Source organism: Nonomuraea sp. C10 (genome assembly GCF_008017515.1).
GTDB classification, from domain to species: domain Bacteria; phylum Actinomycetota; class Actinomycetes; order Streptosporangiales; family Streptosporangiaceae; genus Nonomuraea; species Nonomuraea ferruginea.
Map to the genome: position 1 here is coordinate 4,315,881 of NZ_VPFF01000001.1, position 23,441 is coordinate 4,339,321.

General features: G+C 70.6%; 29 protein-coding genes and 4 pseudogenes. 12 read left to right on the forward strand and 21 right to left on the reverse strand.

The window, feature by feature from the left end:
- Positions 1-151: 151 nt before the first annotated feature.
- Positions 152-526 (reverse strand): hypothetical protein, encoded by a 375-nt coding sequence (locus FR742_RS19810; protein WP_148032317.1) that lies wholly within the window; start codon positions 524-526, stop codon positions 152-154.
- 402 nt (positions 527-928) lie between these two features.
- Here FR742_RS19810 and ligD point away from each other — a divergent pair, with 402 nt between their 5' ends.
- Positions 929-1,903, forward strand: a complete 975-nt coding sequence (gene ligD / locus FR742_RS19815; RefSeq protein ID WP_148032318.1) for a non-homologous end-joining DNA ligase — start codon at positions 929-931, stop codon at positions 1,901-1,903.
- A 20-nt stretch (positions 1,904-1,923) separates the two neighbouring features.
- On the opposite strand, the gene FR742_RS19820 is transcribed toward ligD, so the two are convergent.
- Positions 1,924-2,484, reverse strand: coding sequence for a phosphate-starvation-inducible PsiE family protein (locus FR742_RS19820; RefSeq protein ID WP_148032319.1), 561 nt, complete (start codon positions 2,482-2,484; stop codon positions 1,924-1,926).
- Between the two features lie 197 nt (positions 2,485-2,681).
- Here FR742_RS19820 and FR742_RS19825 point away from each other — a divergent pair, with 197 nt between their 5' ends.
- A complete protein-coding gene (locus FR742_RS19825; RefSeq protein ID WP_187281225.1) occupies positions 2,682-3,023 on the forward strand; it encodes a DDE-type integrase/transposase/recombinase in 342 nt (113 codons plus the stop codon).
- On the opposite strand, the gene FR742_RS19830 is transcribed toward FR742_RS19825, so the two are convergent.
- Together FR742_RS19830 and FR742_RS19835 are read right to left on the reverse strand one after the other, a co-directional pair.
- Positions 3,013-4,182, reverse strand: coding sequence for a zinc-dependent alcohol dehydrogenase (locus tag FR742_RS19830; RefSeq protein ID WP_148032321.1), 1,170 nt, complete (start codon positions 4,180-4,182; stop codon positions 3,013-3,015). The genes FR742_RS19825 and FR742_RS19830 overlap by 11 nt on opposite strands.
- Positions 4,179-5,069 carry an SRPBCC family protein gene (locus FR742_RS19835; RefSeq protein ID WP_148032322.1) on the reverse strand — a complete coding sequence of 297 codons (891 nt, stop codon included), beginning with the start codon at positions 5,067-5,069 and terminating at the stop codon, positions 4,179-4,181. Before FR742_RS19835 ends, FR742_RS19830 begins: the two co-directional genes overlap by 4 nt.
- 275 nt (positions 5,070-5,344) lie before the next feature.
- Between FR742_RS19835 and FR742_RS45245 the strand changes: the two genes are divergently transcribed.
- Complete coding sequence (locus tag FR742_RS45245; RefSeq protein ID WP_222708993.1) at positions 5,345-5,500, forward strand: leucine zipper domain-containing protein; 156 nt, start codon at positions 5,345-5,347, stop codon at positions 5,498-5,500.
- A gap of 194 nt (positions 5,501-5,694) precedes the next feature.
- On the opposite strand, the pseudogene FR742_RS19845 reads toward FR742_RS45245, so the two are convergent.
- Positions 5,695-6,120 (reverse strand): annotated as a pseudogene (locus FR742_RS19845) (DJ-1/PfpI family protein); the annotation flags it as partial.
- Between the two features lie 328 nt (positions 6,121-6,448).
- Between FR742_RS19845 and FR742_RS19850 the strand changes: the two are divergent.
- The 3 genes from FR742_RS19850 (at position 6,449) to FR742_RS45885 (ending at position 7,986) form a co-directional block, all read left to right on the forward strand.
- Positions 6,449-6,637 carry a hypothetical protein gene (locus FR742_RS19850; protein WP_148032323.1) on the forward strand — a complete coding sequence of 63 codons (189 nt, stop codon included), beginning with the start codon at positions 6,449-6,451 and terminating at the stop codon, positions 6,635-6,637.
- A 241-nt stretch (positions 6,638-6,878) separates the two neighbouring features.
- Positions 6,879-7,679: a DUF2267 domain-containing protein gene (locus tag FR742_RS19855; protein WP_187281461.1), complete on the forward strand. Its 801-nt coding sequence runs from the start codon at positions 6,879-6,881 to the stop codon at positions 7,677-7,679.
- A 55-nt stretch (positions 7,680-7,734) separates the two neighbouring features.
- Entirely contained in the window at positions 7,735-7,986 is a 252-nt protein-coding gene (locus tag FR742_RS45885) for a hypothetical protein (RefSeq protein ID WP_261808628.1), read from the forward strand.
- Positions 7,987-8,242: 256 nt separating this feature from the next.
- Here FR742_RS45885 and FR742_RS46590 read toward each other — a convergent pair.
- From FR742_RS46590 to FR742_RS19920, 14 genes and pseudogenes are all read right to left on the reverse strand, one after another.
- Positions 8,243-8,377, reverse strand: a pseudogene (locus FR742_RS46590) (hypothetical protein); the annotation flags it as partial.
- 127 nt (positions 8,378-8,504) lie between these two features.
- Positions 8,505-9,575 carry an AfsR/SARP family transcriptional regulator gene (locus FR742_RS19865; protein ID WP_148032325.1) on the reverse strand — a complete coding sequence of 357 codons (1,071 nt, stop codon included), beginning with the start codon at positions 9,573-9,575 and terminating at the stop codon, positions 8,505-8,507.
- A 437-nt stretch (positions 9,576-10,012) separates the two neighbouring features.
- Positions 10,013-10,264, reverse strand: coding sequence for a 2'-5' RNA ligase family protein (locus FR742_RS45250; RefSeq protein WP_222708995.1), 252 nt, complete (start codon positions 10,262-10,264; stop codon positions 10,013-10,015).
- Between the two features lie 2 nt (positions 10,265-10,266).
- Positions 10,267-11,109, reverse strand: coding sequence for a hypothetical protein (locus FR742_RS45255; protein WP_222708996.1), 843 nt, complete (start codon positions 11,107-11,109; stop codon positions 10,267-10,269).
- A gap of 184 nt (positions 11,110-11,293) precedes the next feature.
- Positions 11,294-11,911, reverse strand: a complete 618-nt coding sequence (locus FR742_RS19875; RefSeq protein ID WP_187281226.1) for a DUF1775 domain-containing protein — start codon at positions 11,909-11,911, stop codon at positions 11,294-11,296.
- The gene (locus tag FR742_RS19880; RefSeq protein WP_148032327.1) at positions 11,908-13,602 is read right to left on the reverse strand and encodes a copper resistance protein CopC; all 1,695 of its coding nucleotides are present in this window, start codon (positions 13,600-13,602) and stop codon (positions 11,908-11,910) included. Before FR742_RS19880 ends, FR742_RS19875 begins: the two co-directional genes overlap by 4 nt.
- Positions 13,599-14,336, reverse strand: coding sequence for a YcnI family protein (locus FR742_RS19885; RefSeq protein WP_148032328.1), 738 nt, complete (start codon positions 14,334-14,336; stop codon positions 13,599-13,601). Before FR742_RS19885 ends, FR742_RS19880 begins: the two co-directional genes overlap by 4 nt.
- An 82-nt stretch (positions 14,337-14,418) precedes the next feature.
- Positions 14,419-14,904, reverse strand: coding sequence for a hypothetical protein (locus FR742_RS19890; protein ID WP_148032329.1), 486 nt, complete (start codon positions 14,902-14,904; stop codon positions 14,419-14,421).
- 289 nt (positions 14,905-15,193) lie between these two features.
- On the reverse strand, positions 15,194-15,499 hold the full coding sequence (locus FR742_RS19895) for a hypothetical protein (RefSeq protein WP_148032330.1): 306 nt from the start codon (positions 15,497-15,499) through the stop codon (positions 15,194-15,196).
- A 33-nt stretch (positions 15,500-15,532) separates the two neighbouring features.
- Positions 15,533-16,501 (reverse strand): GlxA family transcriptional regulator, encoded by a 969-nt coding sequence (locus FR742_RS19900; protein ID WP_148032331.1) that lies wholly within the window; start codon positions 16,499-16,501, stop codon positions 15,533-15,535.
- Positions 16,491-17,321 (reverse strand): ABC transporter ATP-binding protein, encoded by an 831-nt coding sequence (locus FR742_RS19905; protein WP_148032332.1) that lies wholly within the window; start codon positions 17,319-17,321, stop codon positions 16,491-16,493. The genes FR742_RS19900 and FR742_RS19905 overlap by 11 nt, the downstream gene beginning before the upstream one ends.
- Entirely contained in the window at positions 17,318-18,382 is a 1,065-nt protein-coding gene (locus FR742_RS19910; protein ID WP_148032333.1) for an iron ABC transporter permease, read from the reverse strand. The genes FR742_RS19905 and FR742_RS19910 overlap by 4 nt, the downstream gene beginning before the upstream one ends.
- Positions 18,379-19,386 carry an ABC transporter substrate-binding protein gene (locus FR742_RS19915; RefSeq protein ID WP_148032334.1) on the reverse strand — a complete coding sequence of 336 codons (1,008 nt, stop codon included), beginning with the start codon at positions 19,384-19,386 and terminating at the stop codon, positions 18,379-18,381. The genes FR742_RS19910 and FR742_RS19915 overlap by 4 nt, the downstream gene beginning before the upstream one ends.
- Positions 19,383-20,009, reverse strand: coding sequence for a DJ-1/PfpI family protein (locus FR742_RS19920; RefSeq protein ID WP_148032335.1), 627 nt, complete (start codon positions 20,007-20,009; stop codon positions 19,383-19,385). The genes FR742_RS19915 and FR742_RS19920 overlap by 4 nt, the downstream gene beginning before the upstream one ends.
- Before the next feature lie 289 nt (positions 20,010-20,298).
- On the opposite strand from FR742_RS19920, the pseudogene FR742_RS46595 reads away from it, so the two are divergent.
- Positions 20,299-20,607 (forward strand): annotated as a pseudogene (locus FR742_RS46595) (Fur family transcriptional regulator); the annotation flags it as partial.
- Between the two features lie 32 nt (positions 20,608-20,639).
- Positions 20,640-20,936: a hypothetical protein gene (locus tag FR742_RS45890; protein WP_261808629.1), complete on the forward strand. Its 297-nt coding sequence runs from the start codon at positions 20,640-20,642 to the stop codon at positions 20,934-20,936.
- Here the strand turns inward: FR742_RS45890 and FR742_RS45260 are convergent.
- Entirely contained in the window at positions 20,899-21,183 is a 285-nt protein-coding gene (locus FR742_RS45260) for a hypothetical protein (protein WP_222708997.1), read from the reverse strand. The genes FR742_RS45890 and FR742_RS45260 overlap by 38 nt on opposite strands.
- A gap of 74 nt (positions 21,184-21,257) precedes the next feature.
- Here FR742_RS45260 and FR742_RS45265 point away from each other — a divergent pair, with 74 nt between their 5' ends.
- Complete coding sequence (locus FR742_RS45265) at positions 21,258-21,395, forward strand: hypothetical protein (protein ID WP_222708998.1); 138 nt, start codon at positions 21,258-21,260, stop codon at positions 21,393-21,395.
- 51 nt (positions 21,396-21,446) lie between these two features.
- Here FR742_RS45265 and FR742_RS19935 read toward each other — a convergent pair.
- A pseudogene (locus tag FR742_RS19935) lies at positions 21,447-21,995 on the reverse strand (HAD family hydrolase); the annotation flags it as partial.
- A 225-nt stretch (positions 21,996-22,220) separates the two neighbouring features.
- Here FR742_RS19935 and FR742_RS19940 point away from each other — a divergent pair.
- Genes FR742_RS19940 through FR742_RS19950 form a run of 3 tightly spaced genes read left to right on the forward strand, consistent with a single transcriptional unit; the run spans position 22,221 to position 23,436 of the window.
- Positions 22,221-22,748: a CoA transferase gene (locus FR742_RS19940; protein ID WP_148032338.1), complete on the forward strand. Its 528-nt coding sequence runs from the start codon at positions 22,221-22,223 to the stop codon at positions 22,746-22,748.
- Positions 22,676-23,176 (forward strand): CoA transferase, encoded by a 501-nt coding sequence (locus FR742_RS19945; protein ID WP_148032339.1) that lies wholly within the window; start codon positions 22,676-22,678, stop codon positions 23,174-23,176. The genes FR742_RS19940 and FR742_RS19945 overlap by 73 nt, the downstream gene beginning before the upstream one ends.
- On the forward strand, positions 23,173-23,436 hold the full coding sequence (locus tag FR742_RS19950; protein ID WP_148032340.1) for a hypothetical protein: 264 nt from the start codon (positions 23,173-23,175) through the stop codon (positions 23,434-23,436). The genes FR742_RS19945 and FR742_RS19950 overlap by 4 nt, the downstream gene beginning before the upstream one ends.
- Positions 23,437-23,441: the final 5 nt, after the last annotated feature.

Here is a 23,441-nt window from a genome sequence, read left to right on the forward strand (position 1 = left end):
GGCCTGAGCATCGAGGGCAGGCGCGAGGCGGCGGAGCGCAGGGAGCGGGCCCGCCTGCGCAGCGAACGCCGAAGGACGTTGGAGAGCGCAGGAGCCCGACGCTTTCGCCCAGGTCCCGGGACCAGGCTGTACTCGCCAGGCGCGATCGGCATCAGTGGGACGGCCAGCCGGTACGCCGCCATCGCCGAGGAAACCCTCGATCGGGAGATCGACGAGGTGGCTCACGCGCTGGAGCATCACGCACGGCCCTGCGGATCGCGACACCCTCGCCAAGCGCGTCCACGGCCGCACGTGGGGACCGGGCCGCTTCCGCGCCGCCCTGCACCACCCGGCTTCGCGCAACCGTGTCGTTCTCCAAGACCGCTCCAAGCGCGCCTGCCGTTAGAGCCATCGAAGCCGCCATCCACAACAGCTGCAGGTAGTCGGCCAGGCCGACGGCATGGTCCAGCACGCTCCCGGTGGTGAGGGCGAGGGAGGCGAGCAACACGATCGCGAACTGGGCCGCGTAGGAGGTGAACATGCCCATGACCACTGTGAACGGTGGGGAGGTTGAACAGTGCCGCATGTTCGCGTGCCTCCTGCCTGCTCCCATGGCCGGGCACCCGCTCCCACAGTCGATGCACGACGGTCAGGACCCCGTGGCCGTGAAGTGCGTACGGTCCTCCTCCTCAGCGATGCACTGATCCTGCCGCAAGCCGATGCGCCATACCCAGGTCAGGACGAGGCTCTAGGCGACGATCCAAGAGACCGGTACGGACAAGTCGGCGGCACCCGCGATCCCGACAGCCATGTCCACCACAACCCCCGACACGACCGAGGTCGACAACCGCCGCTAGGAGAGGAGCCGTCGTTCGGGGCGCTCCCAGTGAGCCCTCGTCTGAACCACGATGTCACAGGAGCGCGTTCCGCACTTGGGTATGACCTCCTCATGGGGGACCTTCCGGAGTACTCGCCGATGCTGGCGCGGCTTGGGCGGCTGCCGCCGCCGGCCGAGGACCGGCTGTTCGGCTACGAGATGAAGTGGGACGGTGCACGGACGCTCGGCTACGTGGACGGCGCCGCACTCCGGCTGTTCTCACGCAACGGCCTCGACATCACGGCCGCCTATCCGGAGTTCGGACCGCTCCCGACCGCCGTACGCGGCCGCGCGGTGCTCGACGGGGAGATCGTCGCGCTCGACCACCGGGGCGTGCCGAGCTTCACCGCGCTACAACCGCGTATCCACCAGCGGGATCCGAGTAGAGTCGCGGCATTGGCTCGGTCGACGCCGGTCTCCTATCTGATCTTCGATGTCCTGCACGTGGACGACTTCTCCACCATCGACCTGCCGTACGCGGAACGCAGAGAACTGCTTTCAACGACCGTGGCGGCAGGAGAACGCTGGAGCGTCCCGCCCCACAGCGTCGGCGACGGGGCCGCGGCGTTCCGGCGGAGCCGCGAACGCCTGCTGGAAGGCGTGGTCGCCAAGCGGCTGGCATCGACTTACGAGCCGGGACGGCGCAGCCGCCACTGGGTGAAGGTGAAGAACTTCCGCACCCAGGAGGTGATCGTGGGAGGGTGGAGACCAGGCGAGGGCAGACGCGCCGACATGATCGGATCGCTGCTCCTGGGCGTGTACGACGACTCGGGACGGCTGATCTACGTGGGGAATGTAGGCACGGGCTTCACAGACGATATGCTGCGGGATCTCGCGGCCCGACTGGCGCGGTACGAGCGGCCGGACAGCCCGTTCGACGAGGAGCTGCCGCGCCCGCACGAGCGCGACGCGCGATGGGTCGCTCCCGTCCTGGTGGGCGAGGTGCAGTACACGGAGTGGACTGCAGACGGCCGTCTGCGGCATCCGAGCTGGCGCGGGCTGCGCCCGGACAAGCGGCCGGACCAGGTACGGAAGGAGGAGGACTGACGGCGAGGATCGGTCAGTCCTCATCCGGAAGCGCTGGAGTCGCGGCGCGCGCCCGACGGCGGACGGGTGGGCCACCGCTGCGACCATCGTGCCAGCGCCAGCGCCGCGACCAGCATGAAGGCGCTCGCCGTGTAGATGACAAGCTCTGTGAGCTGCTGGCGGCTCTCTGCCGGGTTCACAGGGATAGTCAGCCGGACGACCACCGACAGGATGTGCCGGATGATCGCGATGATGCCGACAATGATGAACGGTTCCAGATGCAGGCGGCCGCCCGCGAGGTGGGTCTGCACCGTCACGAAGATCTCCAGCACGATCAGCACGAGAAGCAGCTCTTCCAGGATGACGATGATTTTCTCAGCCCCAGACGCATCTCCTTGAACGACCGTGAGGGTCATCAGGGCGAGAATGCCGACGCCCAGAGCCAGCAGCGCGAACGACACCAGATAGAGGATCCCGTGCTCGGCAGCGACCAGCATGGCCAGCAGCCTGCTGTTGCCCGGCTTGTGGGCGACCTCGTGTGCCACGGCCTCGGCCGGAGATGGAGGTCCGGGCGCACCTGATCTGTCCGTTGGATTGTTCATGAGCTGTACCTGGGATCGTGCTGGGTGTGTTGCGACCGTGGTCAGGGTGGCCCATACCCTCGGTTTGGCACGCGTGAATCTCCCGGTCCGGTGCGGTGCCGTCCATCATCTGCCCAGCTCAGGTACCCGCACAACGCGATGGCCGAGTCGTTCTTCGCCGCGATCAAGAACGAATGGCTGCACCGCTTCGTCGGCTGATGCGCGAACTGGGCTTACAGGGCCTTGTGCGCGGCAAGACCACCCGCACCACCCAGCCCGGCCCAGACACACACCGGCCCGATGATCTGGTCGCACGTGACTTCCACGCGCCGGCGCCGAACCGGTTATGGGTGGCGGACCTGACCTACATCCGCACCTGGAGAGGCTGGGTGTACGCAGCCTTCGTCATCGATGTGCACTCGCGCAGGGTGGTCGGCTGGCAGTTGGCTACTCATCTACGCACCGACCTGGCACTGGACACCCTGGAGATGCCTCTGTGGCACCGCCGCCACAACCCCGCCGACGGCGGCTCTGGCCGCGAAGGCAGGCTTACGGAGTGAGAACCACCTTGTTGCACTCGTCCTGCTTGTTCTTGAACAGCTCGAACCCGCGCGGCGCCTCGCTGAGCGGCATGCGGTGCGAGATGACGAAGCTCGGGTCGATCTCGCCCGCGCGGATCCGCTGCAGTAGCGGCTCGGTGTAGCGCTGCACGTGGCACTGGCCGGTGCGGATGGTCAGCGAACGGTTCATGACAGTGCCCATCGGGAACTTGTCGACGAACCCGCCGTAGACGCCGATGACGGAGACCACGCCGCCGTTGCGGCAGGCCATGATGGCCTCGCGCAGCACGTAGGGGCGCTCGGTCTCCATCCGGGCGGCCTGCTTGGTGCGGTCATAGGCGTACATGGCCGGAGTCGGGTGGTGGGCCTCCATGCCGACGGCGTCGATGCAGGCGTCGGGGCCGCGCCCGCCGGTCATGTCGCGCAGCGCCTCCAGCACGTTCACCTCCTCGTAGTTGAGGACTTCGGCGCCGGTGCGCTGGACCCGCCGCAGCCGGTACGGGAAGCGGTCGATGACGATGACCCGGTCCGCGCCGAGCAGGAACGCGCTGGCCGCGGCGAACTGCCCGACCGGGCCCGCGCCCCAGATCGCGATGGTCTGGCCCGGCTTGATGTCGCACATCTCCGCACCCATGAAGCCCGTCGGAAAGATGTCCGACAGGAACAGCACCTTCTCGTCTGGCAGGTCGTCCTCGACCTTGATGGGGCCGACGTCGGCGAACGGCACGCGCACGTACTCGGCCTGCCCGCCGGCGAAGCCGCCCAGCATGTGGGAGTAGCCGAAGATACCGGCGGGCGCGTGGCCCATCAGCTTCTCGGCCATGCCCGCGTTAGGGTTGGAGTTCTCGCACACCGAGTACAGCTCGGCCTCGCAGGCGAAGCAGGCGCCGCAGGCGATCGGGAACGGCACCACGACGCGGTCCCCGGTGTGCAGGTTGTGCACGCCGGGGCCGACCTCGACGACCTCGCCCATGAACTCGTGGCCGAGCACGTCGCCCTTCTTGACGGTCGGGATGTAGCCGTCCACGAGGTGCAGGTCGGAGCCGCAGATCGCGGTCGATGAGACGCGGACGATCGCGTCACGCGCGTTGAGGATCTGCGGGTCCGGAACGTCTTGGATCTCCAGGCGGTTGCGGCCCGCCCACACGTTGGCCTTCATGCCCGTCCTCCGATCGGCTGTGCGGGACGCTGATGGAGCTGGCGCCGGGCGCGGTGGCCCTCGGGGCTGCCCTCGGAGCGGACCACCTCGCCGGTCTCCATGACCTGCTTGAAGCGACGCAGGTCGTCGCGGACCTGCTGCTCGGGGTGCTCGCCGAACATACGGGCGACGGCGGCGAGCCGGCGGCCGGGCGCGCCGTACTCCAGCGAGACGTCCACGACGGTGCCCCGCCCACCGGGGCCGTCGGTGAAGCTGACCAGGCCGGCGGTGGAGATGCCGGTGCCGGGCACCGAGCGCCAGGCGATCAGGTCGCCGGCCCGCTCGTCGATGATCTCGGCCTCCCACTCCAGGTCGACGATCGGGCCCTTGACCTTCCAGCGGGAGCAGCGCTGATTGATGGTGCGCACCGAGTCCAGGTGGACCATGAACGAGGGCAGGTTCTCCAGCTCCCGCCAGAAGCGGTAGACGTCCTCGCGCGGCTTGTTGATGGTGATGGAGGCGCGCACCTGCAGCGGACCCTTGGTCTTGGCAGTGCCGCCCCGGGCGCAGGCGGCGTCGAGGGCGGTGAGCCCGGCGACGGCGCCGAGCGCGGCCAGCGCGCGGGTGCGCCGGGCGCCGGTGCGGCCGGCGGCGGCCCTGCCCAGGACGCCGAGGTCCATTGTGTCGCCGGCGACCCTGGTCCACGCCCACCGGGCAGGGTTCTTGGCGCCGAGTAGCAGCGCGGCGTGCAGGAGCTCGCGCCCGCCGACGAGCCTGGCGACGGTCGTGGCCCCTGACGCGTCGTCGACGCCGCACAGGCGGGTCACGGCCCGTGGTGCCGCCAGTTGCGCCGCGCCCAGCGCGAGGCTGGTCCACCCGAGCGCACGGGCGAGTTTGTCGGTCATCATGCGTCCTAACGCAGGTTCTGGTGGTATGTGCGGGCGGCCCCCGGTTTGGTGACGCCCCGCGTCCACCGCCCCTTGCCCCTGACAAAACGAATGACACCAGCGGATTCAGGCATTAAAGGCGCAGGTCGTCTGGATGGTCGTCCACGACGGGCTGGACGACGCCAGAGGCCCTGCCTCCGGCCCAGGTCCCATGAGCCCAGCCCGCCGCTCGATCAAGAGGCCAAGCGGCGCCTGGCAGTCACCCGACATGCAGGGAGGTCACCGGCAACGTCGCCATGTCATGCCGGTACGTCGGCATCAACCGGCAGGTCTACTCCATCTGGTACCGGCGCTGCCGAGCCGAGGGCATCGACGGCCTGCGGACGCGCTCCAAGCGGCCCAGGACGAGCCCGAACGCCACCGACGTCGAGATCGCCGAGATCGCCGCGTGAAGATCGTGGTCGCGCTGTACCTGAAGCGGTACCACGACGCCACCGTCAGCAAGTCGGGCGTGTGGCGTATCCTCAAGCGCCTGGACCTGGGCCGGCCTCGCAGCGGGCACGCGGGCACCCGCCCCCAACCAGGTCTCATTCCGAAAGCAGTGCCAGCGCGGACAGCGACGGACGCACGTTCGTGAGCGACGAGGTCACGCCCGACGTTCAGCGGCGGTGGCCTGCGGGCCCCTGGCGAACTCCTGCACGATGCGCTCGCAAAAGGCCGGCAGGTCGTCGGGCGACCGGCTCGTGGTGATGTTGCCGTCGGTGTCGACCGGCTCGTCGACCACCTCGGCCCCGGCGTTGCGCAGGTCGGTGCGCACGCTCGGCCACGAGGTCAGCCGGCGGCCCCGCGCGGCGTCGGCCTCGACGAAGTTCCACGGGCCGTGGCAGATCGACGCGACCGGCTTGCCCGACTGGACGAAGTCCCGGACGAACCGCACCGCAGGGGGTTCCATCCGCAACTTGTCCGGGTTCACCGACCCGCCCGGCAGGAGCAGCGCCTCGTCGACCGACACCTCGCCGACCAGCCGGTCCATCGTGAAGGTGCCGGCGTCTTCGAGGTCATGGTCGCGCGCCTAGCCGGTCTGGCGCTGCTCGGCGTCCCCGCCCAGCCGCAGGCAGTTGAAGTCGCCCCAGGGCACGCGCAACAGCTCGGCCTGCCCGCCGCCCGCGGTCCACGCCGCCTACAGCGCGGCCCTGGCACGGGGCCGCTGGACGGCGAAACCCGCCGCGCTCTCGCACCACCGACACCGTCAACGCCTGCCTCACCGTTCCGGAACACGTCGTCACCCAACTCGGGCTCGGCCCCGCCGCGACGACATCCCCGAGCTTCGCGCCCCGCATCCTGGACGCCCGCCAGCAGAAGCGCTACCTGCGCGCCGTCGAACGACGGCCCCCTCGCCCGTGACCAAGCCGTCGGCGACTGCTGTTACACAAGCGGGCGGCCTCGCCCTGCCCGTCCACATCCTCCGGCACACCCTGGCCACTCCTTCGCTCCGCACCGGCGTCGACAGCGTCGTCGCCCGGCTCGACCCCACCCGGCGCTACACCTTGCCCACCGACCAACGGGTCCCCACCAAGCGCTCAGCATGAAACAACCACAAGCCCGACGATGCGGTGGCCAAGCGTGCGCGCCATGGGCCGCCATCTCGCGGTGCCCTTCCCTCGACAAGCATCGCCGGATCAACGTCTCAGCGGCGACTCGGTGCCCGCTGTGGACACCTGCCCCTCACCTGCCGCGTCCAGATCTTCATCACCCGATACACGACGCATGTGCCGCGCGACTGTGGGTATTCGGTCCCGGAATCCACCCGGCTACCGGCGAGGAGCGCTCATGGCCATCAGTGAGCATCGGCCGGAGATCGTCGTCGGACTCGTGGCGACCCCGCCGGACTATCCGGCGCAGGTGGTCGCGCGGCTCGCCGCCGAGTTGGCCGACCGGCTCGCCGAGCAGGTGGACCAGCAGGTGCGGTGGACCGTCCGGGCAGGCTGGGGTGAAGTGGCGCCGCGCCGCGACGGCGGCGTCGAGGCGCTGCTCGACGATCTCGCCCGCCGGCGCGCCGACGCCCGGTGGGACGTCGCGATCTGCCTGACCGACCTGCCGCTGCACACCAAGCGGGTGCCGCTGGTGGCGCATACGTCCGCCCGGCGCCGGGTCGCGGCGGTGTCCTTGCCCGCGCTGGGGCTGCGCCAGCTGCGAGCGCTCCGCGCCGCCGTCCCGGGTCTCGTGAGCCGGCTGCTCACTGACACTTCCGAGGAACGGGTACCGCCGACCGGCCGGGCACCAGCCGAACTGGCCGGCCAGGTCGCCGCCATTCACCGAGTGGTCGGCCAGGCCGATGCCGGGGAACTGGGCTACGTCGCCTCGCGGCTGGCCGGCCGGGTGCGGCTGCTGACCGGAATGATCCGGGCCAACCGCCCGGGACGCGCCCTGCTGGGCCTGTCCAAACTCCTGGCCGGCGCCTTCGCCACGGCCGCGTTCGCGCTCACCACCAACACCATCTGGGAGATGGGTGACGCGCTCGACGGACTCCGACTCACCGTGATCATGCTTCTCGGACTGACCGCGCTGGTGACCTGGCTGATCATCGCGCACGACCTGTGGGAGAAACCAGACCGGGGAGACACCGGCTGAGCTGGCCCGGCTGTTCAACCTGGGCACAATCCTCACCCTCACCCTGGCCGCCGCGGTGTCCTATCTGGTGCTGTTCGCCGGAACGACACTCGCCGCAGCGCTGCTGATCGACACCTCCGTGCTGGAACAGAACCTGCAGCGGCCGGTCGATCTCACCGACTATCTGAACCTGGCCTGGATCATCAGCTCGCTGGCCACCGTCGGCGGCACGATCGGCTCCGGGCTGGAGGACGAGGACACAGTGCGGGCCGCCGCTTACGGCTACCATCCCGAACCCGGCGGCTGGCGGGACGAGCGGGACGCGTGATTCCCGCCTCGGGCCAGGGCTTGTCCGCATTACCCGGGCGGGCACCGCAGGCCAGCGCCGCCGGAGATGCAGGATCACCTCTAGATCCAGGTAAGCAGCGACATGGTCGTAGCTCGTCTTCCCGAATGCAGCCGCAGCCACACACGGCGCCGACCTCGTAAAAACTCTGCACATCCGCTGGGTATGGCACGTCGGACATGCCTATCACCGCCGTAGCCATCGGGTAGAGCAGAGGTTGAAAGGTCGGGTCCGGGTTGTGGTCGATCAGCGTGACCAGCGCACCCGCCTTGGCCAACGTTCGCGCCGCGGCCAACCCGGCGAAACCCGCCTCCACGACCACAGCACGAATGCTTCGTCTCGTGATCATCTCCACCTCGACGTACGCGTCCATCGCATGCTCACTGTCGCTGACCGCGCCCTGCCCGCCGGCAGCGAGCCCAGATCAGCGGCGATGACCGGCCGTGGCCTTCAAGCGGTTCTCGGCTGGGCGATGGCCGACCACTACCGCACCGATCTGATCAAGGACGCGATCCGGATGGCGGCTGCCACAGGCCTGCTCCAGCCGGACGCCATCTTCCACGCCGATCGCGGCTCGAACTACACCTCGGATGAGTTCGGCCGCAGCAGGTGCGCCACCTGATGCGCCAGCGCCGACTTGCCCACCCCCGGGGGGCGCTGATGGAGGCGATGGGCACACGGCCGGGCTCTCCGGCGGTATGCAGATAGCGCGACAGCTCTTCCACCTCCGCCGCGCGGCCGGTGAAATCGCTGACGGCCGGTGGAAGCTGAGCCGGAGGTAGTCCTCCGGCTCCCCAGGCGATGGTGGGGGCGGCCGGTTCGTCGTCGTCCAGGATCCGAGGACCGAGGGTGTCCGCGGCGATCTCGTCGCGTAACCGGCGCAGCTTCGACCCGGGGTCCGCGCCGGTGTCCTGGGCCAGCAGCGTCGCGAGGGTGTCGTAGTGCCGCAGCGCCTCCACCCGATAGCCCGCCCGGTACAGAGCGGTCATCAGCAACGCGTTGAGTATCTCCGACAGCGGATCGTCGGCCAGCTCCCGGCGGAGATCGCCGAGGAGCTTATGGTGCTCGCCCGTGTTCAATCGGGCCTTCAGGAGATCCTGCTGCGCGACCTTGCGCTCCCACAGCAGTTCTTGCCGCCATGTCGCCAATCGGAGGGGGTCCTCAGGTACGTCGGCCAAGGGAGGATCGCCCCATAAATCCAATGCCCTTCGTAATGAGGCAACTGCGGCATGTTGATCACCGGTTGATATCTGGATTCGGGCCTCCTCGACCAGCCGCCGGAATTCCGTCAGGTCGAAACTGTCTTCCGGGCGCAGCACGATGCGGTACCCATGGTTGCGTGCGGACGGAATGCGCCCCGGGAGCAGTTGACGAAGCTGCGACAAGGCGGTTTTCAGTGAGTTCTCTCGGCCGTGAGTATCACCCCAGACCGCCTGCATCAGCGTCTCAGCGGCGATCCCGTCGGAGGCGGCCAGCAACAGTGCCGCCAGCAGCGATCGCCTGGTACGCGTGATCTCGACCGACTCGTCCCCGCGCTCGACCTGGAGCCGGCCCAAGATGGCGAACCGCACAGGAGTCCCCCATTCACCACGTGAAGGCGATCGGCGATGTGGTAGCAGTGATTCCTGATCAAATCAGACCATTGTGGATATTACTGCGCAAATCCACGAGAGGATCATGACCAGGCGACAACCACATCACAACCAGGTCAACACCGCTGCCTGACAGGTCCTGACATCCCCTCACCCGCGCGGGCCGGATGGTCCGCCGCCGCTTAGGTCAGCACGCCATTCAGTCTGGTAAAAGCTCAAATGTACGCACGTGTGAGCGCCACCTGAGCGAGTGGCGGGTCAACGGGTCCAGCATTGAGAGGGCGCTCCAGGTGGAGACTGATGGTCCCCGTCGCCTGCCGCGGATCGTGGCCGAGAGTTGATCTATCCGACGCTGGAGAGCGTGACGGTTGCGTACGTATCCCACTCGTACATCTGCCGGTCTCGGCCGAGCACGATCAACTCCACGCTCCGCACCCACGTGGTCGCAGGGACGGCTTGCACTCCGCTTTGGCGGCGCGGATCCTGTCGCGTACCGCGGCCACCGGCTGCGGCGGCTGGGCTTCCCAACGGATCGCCTCAGGGGTGATCCTGGGCCGGTCCAGCGTCAACGCGAACGGCTCGACGTGAGTCAGGCTGATCTGGGCGGCTTCGACGATCGCCCGCACGTGGGCCTCCTCGACCTCATCGACGAACCCGAGGCCTTGCATGGTCAGGTGCAGCCATTGATCGGGTACGAGATCCAGCCCGTCGACCTTGGCGAGCCCGTCCCGGCCCTAGCCAGCCGACGTACATCGGCGGCGTCGTCGAACGTGAGGTGCCAGGTGTGGAAGCGCCGGCCATGCTTCCACCCCGGCCTCCACCACCAATGGTCGGCCGTCCGCTCGCCGGTCATGCATTGCCTCCCCTTCATGTGGTGACTCAGGGCGCTTCCGCACCATCCGGCTGTCCAAGCGCGAGGTGGGCGGTCGCTTGGACGATGCGCACCTGCGCGACCGTCCCGTACGCCTGGGGCTGCGGAATGTTGGCGACGGCGCGGTCGGGCGTCGCCGGGCCTTCTGATGCGCAGCGGCACCGACGAGGCGTAATCGGCGCGCCGAAAGTCGGAGCAGGCGAACAGCCCGGCGACTTCGCCCGCTCCTTCCATCTGGTCGCGCGCGGCTTCGGCACGAGCCAGAGCGCCGCGGGCGCCGTCGATGGCGCCGAGCGCAGCCCACGCGTCAGCTTCCTGGCAGGCGAGCATGATGCCCGCGGTGCCGTGGGGACGGAAAGCTGCTCCTCGCCGGGCCAGGTTGATCGCGTCGCGGAGCCGTCCATCCCAGAACGCGATCTTGCTGCGGGGGGACAGCACCCAAGCCCGTAGGTCGTCGTGGCTGGTCAGCTCGGCGCACAACCATGCGGCGCGGCCGTGGGTGTCGGCGGCCTGTAGCTGGCCGAGGTCGCAACTGATCCACGCCAGCAGTGCGCACAGGTAGCCGGCCGTCGCATACAGCTCCGCGGTCTGGCGCGGGTGCTGCCGCCCCTCCAACAGCGAGAACCGGGCGCTCTTCCCCACTCCCGCAGTGACCCGTAATGAGCCCGCCTTCGCCCCCTTCAAGGACGCCCGCGAGCCGCTCAGTGAGGCCGACGCGCCGAACTGGCCGGTGCCGCTGAAGGCGCGTAGCGGGCCACCCGCTCGACGCCGGTGAGGGCGTCGAGCGGCCGCAGACGACCCGGATGGGGCAGGTTCGGACCGGGGGTCAGGGCCGAGGGAGACGCCGGCGGGCCAGGTGAGCGGTCAGTGCCGCCAAGGCGGTGAAGGCGCCCAGCGCCACAGCCACCTGGACGTCGTCGGCGCCGTCCGTGCCCACGGCCGGGGGCGGAGCCGGGCTGAGGTCCGGGTCCAGCACGGCGGCGGTGGCGATCAGCCGGGGCGCGGGCTCCTTCGCATCGTCATCGGCGCCGATCCACTCGTACCCCTTGCCGCCGGTGCACCGTTGCGTGGTCGGGAAGATCAGCGGCTCACCGGCCTTTCCCGACAAACGCGCGCTGACGGTGAAGGACGCCTTGGTGCCGTCGGCGATGCCCGGGCCCGTCCACTCGACCGTGTTCCCCTTCACCGCGCTGGACCAGCCGCTCGGCTGACCGGCCGACAGCGCCGAGGACCCGGCCGGCATCCGGACGAGGAGTGCCTCGGTCGGCGCGCCGTCGCATCCATGGTCGAAGGAGAAGGTGAGCGTGACCGACCCGTCGCCGTTGGGCTGCGCGGACTCCAGCAGCACGTGCGCCAGCGCCGGGGCGGCCGGTAGCAGCACCAGCACGGCTGCCGCCAGCACCACCCCGGCGGCCCGGGCCGCGCGGGAGACACCCGATTTCACGGGATCACCACCTCCTGGGAGACGACCGGGCTCTCGAACTCCGACAGCCGCACGACCAGCGTCACCGTCCACGTCCCGTCCAGCGGGAAGTCGACCGCCGCCTCGTAGGTGCCCTTGCCCGTCGTGGACAGCGGCTTCTTGAACGGCCCCAGCTCGTATGCGGGCAGCCGCACCGACAGCTCCGGCGTCTCATGCGGCACCAGCGGCACGCCCTTGCTGTCCACCAGGGACAACTGGAGCGCGTTGACCCCTCGCTTGCCGGGGCTGATCACCATGGTGGCCTTACCGTCGCCGACAGCCGCGGTGAGCGTCTTGGGCCCGGCAGCGGAGGACGGCGCGGCCGCCGCGGGCGCGGCGCCGGTCTCCTCGCGCGGCGTCTGCGAGACCAGCACGCCGGTGACGGCCACCACCACGGCCAGGCCCGCCGCCTCGATCCCGACCGTACGGCGCAGCGCGCCCAGGGTGGCTTGCGAGCGCGTGCCGGAGAGCACCGAAGGAACGAACCGGTACCGGTTCCAGGCGGCGACGCCGACGACGGCGACCACCAGCACAAGCTTGACCAGCACGAGGCGGCCGTAGCCGGTCGTCCACAGACCGTCCACGCTGTCGGCGATCCGCCACCACAGCAGGACCGCGCTCGCGCCGAGCCCGGCCACCAGCCACAGCGCCGCGGCCGAGAAGCGGCCGACCGCCGAGGCGACCTCGGCCACCCGGTGGTGGCGGTCGGGGACGAACAGCAGGCACAACCCGAGCAGCCCGCCGACCCACAGCGCCGCGGTGGCCACGTGCAGCAGATCGGCGGCGAGCACCAGCCAGCCCGGCCCGTACACCCGGGTGTGACCGACCATGGCGAGGGAGCCCAGCGCCAACGCCGTCCCGGCCGCGGCGGCGACCGGCAGGTCGCGGCGCACCGCGACCAGCGCGATCACGACGCCGGCGGCCAGCAGCGCCCCGGCGGCCGCGGGCGCCGCCGACAGCGCAGCGGGCCACAGCGAGGCGGAGAACAACCCGCCGACGCCCGTGCCGTCCTGCCAGAGCTTGACCAGCGGGACCAGCGCGACGGCGCCGAGCACCGCCGCCGCGGCCAGCGCGTCGCGGGCACGCCCGACTCTCCGGGCGAACGCCGCGGACCTGCGCACGCTCGGCTCGGCGATGAACAGGCCGAAGACGGTCAAGCCGGCGAACCCGAGCACCCCTCCATACCGCAGCACCTCGGCGCCGATCCGGAGCACGTTCACCTCGCGGTCGGCGACCTGGGCGGGGACGGCGACGGAACTGGCGCTCGGCTCGCCGACGGAGAAGCTGATCCCGCCGCTGACCGGGTGGGTGTCGAGGGAGATGACCCGCCAGCTGACGATGTAGGTGCCCTCGGCGAGGGTTGAGGCCGGGGTGTAGACGACGGTGTCGTTCACCGAGCGGACCTCGGCGGGGACGGGGCGGCCGGCCGAGTCGAGCAGCACGTTCCCCGTGGGAGCAAGGGTGATCGCCTCGCTGAAGGTGGCCGTGACCGTGCGCGGCGCCTGAGCGAGGACCTGGCCGTCCTTGGGGTCGGTGCTCTTCAGCACGGCATGGGCGTAGGCCGTGCCCGGCAGCAGGAGGACCAGGAGGGCGGCCAGGAGCAGGACCACCCAGGTGGGCGCGGCAACCGGCCGAGCCCACCTGAGCGTGTTGCGGCGGACCGGACAGGTCAAGAGGTCTTCCTGCCGCGCACCAGTGCGGTCACGCCCGCGGCCGCGCCGATCGCGCCCAGCACCAGACCGGCCCAGCCGATGACGCCCGAGCCGGAGGACTCTGCCGAATCAGCGGCCGCGCGGGAGGTGTCGGCCGCGGGAGCGGCCGCCGCGGTCTCGGCCGGCGTGGGCGTGGCCGCGTCCTGCCCCGCCCCTTCGGCGGCGGTCAGCACGATGAACGGGGCCGGATGCTCCGGCTCCTCCGCACCATCCGCGGCGACCTCGGTCCAGGGCGTCTCGCCCTTCTCGCACTTCTGGATCGCCGGGAAAACGAGCTTCGTGCCTTCCTTCTCTGGGAGCTTCAGCGACAGCTCGAACGTGTCGCGCAGGCCATCGGGCAGCGGCGTCTTGGCGGTGTAGACGACCTGGTCGACCCGCTCGGTGTACTGGCCGCCGTGGCCGTCGTCGACGGGTGTGTCGAGCTTCTCCATCTTCTTTTCGACATCCCAGCCCGGGTTGACCGTCGGGGTGACCGCGATGATCTCCTCGGGCATCGCGATGGCGATCGAAGTGGTGGCCGATGCGTCGCAGCCGTGCGGGACGCCGAAAGTCAGCACGGTGTAGCTGCCGGCCGCGGTGGTGGAGGGGGTGACGGTGACGTGCGCCGACGCCGCGCCGGCGCCGAACAGGACCAGCCCGAAGGCGGCCGCGCCGACGGCGACAGTGCGCATGGTGGTACGCAGGGCAAAGCTCATGGGGGGTTCTCCTCTATACAGATCATGACCGAACCGTTCGGTCCGGTCCGGGGGTAACGGGGCCTTTCGTCCCCGTGGTGGTTCAGATCCGGTTGAGGAGCGGTGGAGCGCGCGTCCCGACCGGTCCGGCGCAAAGCCGGGTCAGCGTGGGGACAGCGCGGGAGGCGACCGGGACCGGGCGCCGGACCGGCGGCGGTAGGTCGCGGGCGCGGACGGTACGGTACCGGCCGCCGAGCATGCGGAGCAGGCCCCACCACATCCGCTCGCCATGCTCCAGCAGCAGCGCGGTGAGCACGGTGGCCGCAGCGTGGGCGAGGACCATCGGCAACGAGGCGTCGCCGGGATCGTGGTGGACGGGGCCCGCCAGGTAGACGCTGAGGCCATGGATGCCTAACTGGGCGCCGCCGAGCAGGGCCAGCAACTCCCGCCGGGAGACCCTGCGGCCCGCCAGCGCGTAGGCGACGCCCCAGGCCGCCAGGACCACGGGGACCAGGGCCAGCAGGGGCGGGGCCGTCCCATGGCCGGCGCGGTGGGCGGCGACCGCGATCACGGTAGTGCTGAGTGCCACCAGGGCCGAGCGCAGACCGCGCATCGCCCGTTTGCTTCATGGCCGGAGCTTAGCAATGGCTGCGACCCCGTTGCCGACTGATGCGGGGATCCGCGAGCCACAACCACACCCGCCGAGGGGCAGTCGCCACAGCCGCTGGCGACACAGTCGCCGTATACCGCCAGACCAGGCAAGCCGTCCTGCACGTCATCGATTGCTACCCGGCCTCCACATGATCACCTCAGAGATGCGCTTCATGCCCGTGGGTACCCGGCCGGTCGGCCAAGGACCATGAAGCTTTCAACGCGCGCTACAGGGCGGGCATGTCACCGAACTGTGGAGGGCGAGCCCACCCGACCAGGAACTGCAACCGCGCCGCCGTCTGCTCCGGGCTCACCTGGTGCCAGACCGATGAAGCACCGGGCGGCACCGCATCCGGCACCAGGTCCAAGGGCCGGGCCAGGTAGGCCAGCAGCGGCACGAGCCGTACGCGGACACCACGTGACAGGTCGCCGTCTGCGGCATCACAGGCGTCCTCGTCGACCTGACCAACGGACAGATGCGCGTGACCGGCCAGGCGGCATCCGACGCCGAGGTGATCCGGCGAGCCTGACATCACCGGCGAGTTGTCCTCCCATCGGATCGTCCTTCAGGCACGTGGCCGGAAGGACTGCCGGTAGCGGTGCGGGCTGGTCCGCAGCTCGCGATCGAAGTGCGCGCGCAGGGCGCTGGGCGAGCCGTGGCCACTGCGATCGGCGACGGCGGGAATCGGCAGGTCGGTGGTCTCCAGCAGGTGCCGTGCCAGCAGCAGGCGCTGGCGGGCGAGCCACGCCAGTGGCGTGGTGCCCGTCTGCTCCTGGAAACGGCGCGAGAGCGTGCGGACGCTCAGGTTGGCCTGCCGGGCGATGTCGGCGAGGGTGAGCGGTTCGGCCGCGTGCTCGCGCATCCAGGCGAGGGTCGCGGCCAGGCTGCCGTCCACGACGGCGGCCGGCGGTTGCGGGATGAACTGGGCCTGGTCACCGTCGCGGCTGGGCGCCATGACGGTGGCACGGGCGGCGCCCGCGGCCACCGCCGCGCCGAAGTCGCGGTGGACCAGGTGCAGGCACAGGTCGAGCCCGGCGGCGACGCCGGCCGAGGTGAACAGGCGTCCGTCTCCGATGTAGAGCGGCTTGGCGTCCACGCGGACGTCGGGATGGCGGCGGGCCAGCTCGCCCGCGGCCGCCCAGTGTGTCGTGGCCTGCCGCCCGGCCAGCAGGCCGGCCTCGGCGAGCACGAACGCGCCGGTGCAGATGGACACGACGCGTGCCTGGCGGGCCGCGGCCTCGCGGAGCAGGTCGAGCACGGCGCCGGGGGCCGGACGGGTGGTGGTGACGCCGGGCACCACGATGGTGTCGGCGTCTTCGGCGCCGTCCAGGCCGTTGGGGGCGTCGATGCGGTAGTAGCCGACGCCGCCGGCGGTGGCGTTCACCGATGGCGCGGTACCGCAGACGCGCACCTGGTAGGGGTAGCTGCCGTCGGGCAGGCGGGCGGTGCCGAAGACCTGGCAGGGCATCGCCAGGTCGAAGCCGACCACCCCGTCCAGGGCGAGGACGGCGACGATGTGCGGGTCAGCGGGCATCGGTCAGCAGTGTCTCCATGCGGTTGCGGCAGCTCCAGTGGCAGGGCCGGTCCGGGCACACGCAGCGTGGTCGCAGCGCGAATCCCGGCCTTCCTCCCGCGTCATGCACGGTGGCGTCCACGTCGAACACCTCGCCTATCGTGGCGGGCGTCAGCACGTCGGCGGCCGGGCCGTGCGTCACCATCCGCCCTTCTCGCAGGACGGCGACGGTATCGGCGTACGTGGCGGCCAGGTCCAGGCTGTGCAGGGCGGCGAGCACGGTGATGTCCAGGTCACGGACGAGTTCGAGGATGTCGAGCTGGTGACGGACGTCCAGGTGGTTGGTGGGCTCGTCCAGGACGAGCAGCCTGGGCCGGCCGGCGAGGGCGCGGGCGAGCAGGACTCGCTGGCGCTCGCCTCCGGAGAGCCGGCCGACCCGCCGGTCCGCGTACGAGGTCAGGCCGGTGCGTTCCAGCGCCTCGGCGATCGCGGCGCGGTCCGCGCCGGTCAGCCGGTCGAAGAAGCCGAGGTGCGGGGTGCGGCCCAGCGCGACCGTCTCCGCGACCGTGAACTCGAAGCCGGTGTGCTGCTCCTGCATGAGCACGCCGACGTTCCTCGCCGCGTGAGCGGCGGGCATGGACCACAGGTCACGTCCGTCGAGGCGAATCTCACCGGTGTGCGGGCGCAGGGCCCGGTAGACGGTTCGCAGCAGGGTGGACTTGCCGCTGCCATTGGGGCCGACGAGCGCGGTGAACGACCCGGCGGGTATGGCCAACGACACCTCCTCCACCACGTCCCGGCCGCCCAGCGCGACCGACACGGCGTCGATGTCAAGTCTCATGGCGACTCCTGACTGGCCAGGCCGCGCGCACGCATGACGAGCACGAAGCACGGCACCCCGATAAAGGCGGTCAGCACGCCGATGGGCAACTCGGCGGGCGAGATGAGGATCCGCGCGGCGACGTCGGCCCAGAGCAGGAAGAGCGCACCGAGCACCACCGTGACGGGCAGCATGCGCCGGTGGTCGGCACCGACCAGCATCCGGGCCAGGTGCGGCACGATCAGGCCCACGAAGCCGATCCCGCCGGACACAGCGACGACCGTGCCGGTCAGCAGCGTGACGAGGATGAGCAGGTACCAGCGCTGCCGGCTGGCGTTGAGGCCGAGCGCGGCGCTGGCCTCCTCGCCCAGCACCAGGGCGTTGAGCCGGCGGGCCCGCATGAGCAGCAGCCCGGCCACCACGCCGACCACGACCGCCGGGATCGGCAGGGTGGCCCAGTTCGTGCCGGACAGCCCACCCAGGAGCCAGAAGATGATCTGCTGCTGGGCGGCGGAGCTGTCGGTGCGGGCCAGCACGAACGAGGTGATCCCGGCGAACAGGTGTCCGAAGGCGACGCCGACGAGGATCAGCCGCACCGGCAGCAACCGGCCCTGCCGGCTGGACATCGCCAGCACGATGCCGATCGCGACGGTCGCGCCGGTGAACGCGGCGACCGGCAGGGTCAGCGCGCCGAGCACGGCCGCCCCCGTGGTCAGCACCAGCACGGCACCGACGGAGGCCCCGTGGGAGAGCCCGAGCAGGTACGGATCGGCGACCGGATTGCGCACCACGCCCTGCACGACGGCCCCGGCCAGCGCCAGACCCGCACCGGCCACCGCGCTGAGCAGCACGCGCGGGAAGCGGATCCGCCAGACGATGAGATCGGCGGTGGCCGCGCTGTCGCCGCCTCCGGTCAGGTGGTGGACGAGGATGCCGGCCACCTCGCCGGCCGGCACCGCGACCGGCCCGAACCCGGTGGCGACCACCACCGAGAAGGCCAGCCCCGCTGTGAGCGCCGCGACCAGAACCGGGTAGGGCACGGCGGCGACGCGCCACGGCAGCTTGTGGACGATCGCGATCATGAGCTGCCCGCGTGCAGGTCGGCGGCGAGCTGTTCCAGGCCGTCGAGGTTGAGCGGGCCGGGGAAGGAGACCAGGTACTGCGACGTGGAGAAGACCTTCCCCTGCTTGACGGCGGTGGTCTCGGACAGCAGCGGGTTCAGCTTGACCTGGTCGACCAGTTCCTGTCCTTTGACCTTGGCGAAGGTGTAGTCGGTGATCACCCAGATCGCCTGCGGGTCCCGTTTGACCACCTGTTCCGGGGAGACGTCGGCGTGCATCGCGTGGACGTCGGGGAAGAGGTTCTCGCCGCCCGCGAGCGTGAGCACGGCGTGCGCGATCGTGCCGCTGCCGGAGGTTTTGATCGGCTGCCCGGCGACCGGGTTGTCCTGCACGATCATGACGCGCGGCTTGGGTCCCTGCGGCTTGACGGCCTCCTGACGGGCCCGCAACTCGGCGACGAGCTTGTCCGCGTGGTCCTGGACGCCGAACACGGTGCCGAGCTTGCGGATGTAGTCGTAGGTGGGTTCGAGGTCGGTCAGGGCCTGGCTGGAGGTGCCGCCGCTCATGGCCATGCCGTCGCCCGGCATGCACGCGGCCAGGCCCTTCGCGTTCATGGTGGTCAGATCGGTGTCCTTCGGGCTTCCTGGTGGGCCGCCGAAGGCGGAGAATCCCGTCAAGACCAGGTCGGGCCGCTGGCCGGCGACGACCTCGGTCACCGGCACCCGTTCGGCCAGGACCGGGATCTTGGCCAGCTCTTCCTTGTAGGGAGAGGTGTCCGCCGTGAACGGAGCCGGATAGCCGGTGGCGGCGATCTTGCCGGTCAGGCCGAGCCGGGCCATCGTCTGGGCGGCGTACCCGTCGAGCGTCACCACCTTCGCCGGCGGCTCGCTGAAGGTGACGTCCTTGCCCGCGCAGTCCTTGACCACGATGGACGAACCGGTAGCCGCCAACCGAACGTCGCCGCCGCAACCGACCGCCGCCAGGGGCAGCATGACGGCCAGGCAGAACGTCAGCCGCCGCATCATCGTCCCGCTCCTGACGCGACCGGCTCATCAGAACGCCACAGCGGTTCGCGGCGCTCGTACTCCAGGACCTTCTGCACCAGCGCGGCGGCCTCCGTGCCGCGATAGCGCTCGACGAGCCAGATCGCCAGGTCCAGGCCCGAGGTGATCCCTCCGGCCGTCACCAGGTCGCCGTCGTCCACCACCCGGGCGTCCACGTGCCGGCCGCCGGCCGCCACCAGGTCTTCGACCGCCCGATGGTGCGTGGTGCAGGCCCGGCCGGTCAGCAGTCCGCCCGCGGCCAGCAACAGCGCGCCCGTGCAGACCGACGCGAGCACCAGGCCGGGCCGGGCCGCCGCCGCGAGCGCGGCCGGCAGCCGTGCCGAGTCCAGCTCCGCCCGGATGCCCGAGGTCTCGCTTCTGGCGTAGCCGCCCCCGGGCACGATGAGCACATCGGCCTCCTGCGGGGCCCAGCCTGCTGCGGGCAGAAGCAAGCCGCCTGCGGTGGTCACCGTCCGCGGCCCGTCCAGGGAAACCAACCGCACCGTGACGCCCTGCCCGGCACGGGCGGCCAGGCTCAGCACCTCGTACGGGCCCACCACGTCGAGGTCGTCCGCCCCGTCGAAGACGACGATGTCGACTCGCATGCAGCCTCCAAATTCTCGGTGTCGAATCGCGGTTCCCCATGGTGACGAGGGGCCCTCTCGCGTGGAAGTGGCCAGCAGGCCAACGTCCGCCAGCTTCTGGCCAGGGCCATGAGCACGAAGCGGCTCGTGCGACCAGTCGTCGCAAATCCCGCCCTGGTTCCCGGGAACTTGGGCGAAGGTGGTGAGTAGCCCTGGACCTTCATGCCACAGGGGTGGCAGTGCTGCTTTCTCCGTCGCCGGTCACGAGTGCCATGCTGACGGCACTCACCGTCTTCATCACCTGCCGCGCATGAGCGACGACATCGGGGAGATCCTCCCCCGGCTGGGCCTGCGCAGGACAGTCCCGCGACTCCTGATCCTGGCTATCCTGCGAGAGGCGGCCACCCACCTCAGCGCGATCAGCCTGCACGAGCTGGTGACTTCGACCCATGGCTCGGTGAATCCCTCCACCATGTATCGGAACGTGGCGGTGCTGACCGAACACGGTGTCCTGCACAGCATCGAGTACGCCGGCGAAACTCTCTTCGGACTGGCCACAGTCCCGCACCATCACCTGATCTGTCGTCGCTGCGGCAGGCTCTTCGAACTGCCGGCGAGCCACTCGACCGAGGTCACGGCAGCGGTGATGACATGCAGCGGCTTCGAGGTGCACCCCCGACGGCTGCCGAGGCACGGGACAAGGGCGAGTTCGGCGGGCTGGTCGGGCTCGAGAAGACCTACGCGTTCAACCTGTCCGGGCACGTCCTGCCCTTGCTGTCCGCCTCCCCGGGCGCGTCGTGGTGGCTCACCACGCACCCGCGAGCCAGCGCGGCGCTCGGGCTGTACCGCCGCAGAGGGTGGCGGGTGGCCGCGCTGCTGAACACGGAGAACCAGGTCAGATTGATCATGCTCAAGCAGCCGACTGAAGGGCTCGATGGAAACGGGTGAGCAGGAGCGCCGCCGTGGCAGCCAGCCCGGTGAACAGTCCGAGCCACGTACCCAGTGTGTCCAGCCCGACGGGCACGGCCAGCAGGAAGGCGGCGGGCAGGCCGACGAGCCAGTAGCCGACAAGGGTGACGCGAAAGCCACCCTTCGTGTCGTCGACGCCGCGCAGCAGCCCCACGCCGATGTTCTGGGCGCAGTCGATGAACTGCATGACGTCCGCGACCATGAGCAGCCCCGCGGCGATCCTCATCGCGGTGGCGTCATCGGAGTCCAGGAACGGACGCAGGACCAGCTCCGGAAGCGCCAGGTAGACATGGAGGCCGCATGCGAGAGGCCGACGGAGACTTGGAAGACGATGTAAACGAGCTGGTTGACGGCGGTGTGCGCAGCAAGGGCGGCGGTGCCGAAGGTGCCGACGAGCAGGGCGACGGCGGAGAAGAAGCCGGATTCCAGGTCGCCTGACTGCTCCGGGAAGGGGCCGGCACTTCTCGGCAACCCGTACGTGCCCGGGAGTCAGCTCGACTGACGGACCGGTTCAGCTGCCGCAGGGCTGTGGGCCTCCAGGTCGTCCACATGCCCGGCAAGGAAGTCGGCACGCGCCGCCGCCGGTGCGAAGCGTCGCAGGCGCAGGCTGTTGGTGACCACGAACACCGAGGACAGGGCCATGGCGGCTCCGGCGATGAGCGGGTTCAGCAGGCCGGCGGCGGCCAGCGGCAGGGCGGCGACGTTGTAGCCGAATGCCCAGGCGAGGTTGCCGCGGATGGTGGCCAGGGTGGCGCGTGCCAAGGTGAGGGCGGTGGGCAGGACGTTCAGGTCGTCACGGACCAAGATCAGGTCGGCGGCGGCCTGAGCGACATCGGTGCCCTCGACCACCGCCAGGCCGAGATCGGCGCGGGCCAGCGCGGGTGCGTCGTCGATGCCGACCTGATCGGCCACGGCTCGCGCGGTGGCGGCATTGTCACCGGTGAGCAGCAGCGTGCTCAGCCCCATCGCGTGCAGTTCACCGATCGCTTCGACAGCCGAGGGCTTGATGACGTCGGCGAGGGCTATCGCTCCGGAAGCGCCAGTGATCCGCGGGTGGCGTCGGCGGGGTGGCGGTCCTTCCGGTTCCGGTACGCCACCGCCTGCTCCCCTCTGCCCGCCGGCCTCCACGAGCGGGCCGCCGCCGTTCCCTGGCACGAGGTACGGCGAGCGGCCAAGGACCACGGCGCCTCGGTGTGCGCGCTCCGCTCCCTGGAGGAAAGGGCCGCCGAGCCGCGCGCCGAGCTGCCTTGGCAGTTGTGGCCGATGGACCGGCAACCGTCACCGGGCGCTCCCCCGTCCGCGAACGTGTTCCGACCGCTGGCCGGATTCACGGTCCTGGAGGCGGGCCGGCGTATCCAGGCTCCCCTCACCGCTCATCTGCTGGGCCTGCTCGGCGCGCGGGTCATCCGGGTCGAGCCGCCGGGTGGCGACCCGCTGCGCGGGATGCCCCCGGCGTGCGGCGGGTTGTCCGCCCGGTGGCTCGCGCTCAACCGGGGCAAGGAAGCGGTCGAGATCGACATCAAGTCCCCGGCCGGGCGCGCCGACCTGGGCGAGCTGGTCGCGCGGGCGGACGTGTTCGTGCAGAACTGGGCACCGGGCACGGCCGAACGTCTCGGCCTGGACAGCGGCGACCTTTCCGCGATCAATCCCCGCCTGGTCTACGCCTGCACCAGCGGCTGGGCCGGGCGGCTGCCGGACGCCCCCTGGGCACGGACTTCATGGTCCAGGCACGTACCGGCGTCGGCGACGTTGTCCGGCCCGAGGGCGAGCCCGCCGCGCCCTCGCTCATGACATTGCTGGACGTGCTCGGCGGCCTGCTCGGAACCGAGGCCGTGCTGGCCGGGCTGCTGCTACGTGAGCGCGAGGGACGCGGCGCCCGGGTGGATTCCTCGCTCCTCGGCGCGGCCGAGCTCCTCACGGAACCCGCGCTGAGCCGGGCCGCGCGGGGCGCGCCCTATCGCAGGCCGCCCGGCTACAGACAGCCGCTCCGCACCGCCGACGGCTGGGTGGCGGCGGAGGAAGCAACGACCGCATACCGGGACAAAGTCCGCGACCTGGACAGCGTCGAGGCCGTCTCGCTCCTGCGCTGGAAAGGGCTGAGCGCCACCTCGGTCACGACCGGCCTGGACGCCTTGCCCGCTGACCCCCGTTTCGCCGCAGCGCTCACCCGCGACGAGCACGGCGCTCTCATGGTTCCCGCACCGTGGAGGTTCGCATGAACGTGACCCTGGCTCTGGCCGCTCTCGGCGCGGTCGCGCTGCCGTTCCCCGTGGCGCGCGGGATCGCCGAAGTCGTCTGCCCGCTCAGGCGCTCCGGCAGCCCCGCACCGGAGCCGGCGGACCTGTGCCCCCACTTGCCGGCAGCCAGGCTGGCCAAGGGCAAGCATCCGGAGCACCTGCTGGTGGTCGGCTCCTTCCCCCTCACTCCGGCGGGCAAGCCCGACCGCGACGCGCTACGCGGACAGCTCATGACCGGCTGAGGCGG

Coding starts and splice junctions, on each gene's coding strand:
- FR742_RS19810 (WP_148032317.1), bottom strand. CDS start 526: ATGGGCATGTTCACCTCCTACGCGGCCCAGTTCGCGATCGTGTTGCTC.
- ligD (WP_148032318.1), top strand. CDS start 929: ATGGGGGACCTTCCGGAGTACTCGCCGATGCTGGCGCGGCTTGGGCGG.
- FR742_RS19820 (WP_148032319.1), bottom strand. CDS start 2,484: ATGAACAATCCAACGGACAGATCAGGTGCGCCCGGACCTCCATCTCCG.
- FR742_RS19825 (WP_187281225.1), top strand. CDS start 2,682: ATGCGCGAACTGGGCTTACAGGGCCTTGTGCGCGGCAAGACCACCCGC.
- FR742_RS19830 (WP_148032321.1), bottom strand. CDS start 4,182: ATGAAGGCCAACGTGTGGGCGGGCCGCAACCGCCTGGAGATCCAAGAC.
- FR742_RS19835 (WP_148032322.1), bottom strand. CDS start 5,069: ATGATGACCGACAAACTCGCCCGTGCGCTCGGGTGGACCAGCCTCGCG.
- FR742_RS45245 (WP_222708993.1), top strand. CDS start 5,345: ATGTCATGCCGGTACGTCGGCATCAACCGGCAGGTCTACTCCATCTGG.
- FR742_RS19855 (WP_187281461.1), top strand. CDS start 6,879: ATGGCCATCAGTGAGCATCGGCCGGAGATCGTCGTCGGACTCGTGGCG.
- FR742_RS45250 (WP_222708995.1), bottom strand. CDS start 10,264: ATGCAAGGCCTCGGGTTCGTCGATGAGGTCGAGGAGGCCCACGTGCGG.
- FR742_RS19885 (WP_148032328.1), bottom strand. CDS start 14,336: ATGAGCTTTGCCCTGCGTACCACCATGCGCACTGTCGCCGTCGGCGCG.
- FR742_RS19895 (WP_148032330.1), bottom strand. CDS start 15,499: ATGTCAGGCTCGCCGGATCACCTCGGCGTCGGATGCCGCCTGGCCGGT.
- FR742_RS19900 (WP_148032331.1), bottom strand. CDS start 16,501: ATGCCCGCTGACCCGCACATCGTCGCCGTCCTCGCCCTGGACGGGGTG.
- FR742_RS19905 (WP_148032332.1), bottom strand. CDS start 17,321: ATGAGACTTGACATCGACGCCGTGTCGGTCGCGCTGGGCGGCCGGGAC.
- FR742_RS19910 (WP_148032333.1), bottom strand. CDS start 18,382: ATGATCGCGATCGTCCACAAGCTGCCGTGGCGCGTCGCCGCCGTGCCC.
- FR742_RS19915 (WP_148032334.1), bottom strand. CDS start 19,386: ATGATGCGGCGGCTGACGTTCTGCCTGGCCGTCATGCTGCCCCTGGCG.
- FR742_RS19920 (WP_148032335.1), bottom strand. CDS start 20,009: ATGCGAGTCGACATCGTCGTCTTCGACGGGGCGGACGACCTCGACGTG.
- FR742_RS45890 (WP_261808629.1), top strand. CDS start 20,640: ATGCAGCGGCTTCGAGGTGCACCCCCGACGGCTGCCGAGGCACGGGAC.
- FR742_RS45260 (WP_222708997.1), bottom strand. CDS start 21,183: ATGAGGATCGCCGCGGGGCTGCTCATGGTCGCGGACGTCATGCAGTTC.
- FR742_RS45265 (WP_222708998.1), top strand. CDS start 21,258: ATGCGAGAGGCCGACGGAGACTTGGAAGACGATGTAAACGAGCTGGTT.
- FR742_RS19940 (WP_148032338.1), top strand. CDS start 22,221: ATGGACCGGCAACCGTCACCGGGCGCTCCCCCGTCCGCGAACGTGTTC.
- FR742_RS19945 (WP_148032339.1), top strand. CDS start 22,676: ATGGTCCAGGCACGTACCGGCGTCGGCGACGTTGTCCGGCCCGAGGGC.
- FR742_RS19950 (WP_148032340.1), top strand. CDS start 23,173: ATGAACGTGACCCTGGCTCTGGCCGCTCTCGGCGCGGTCGCGCTGCCG.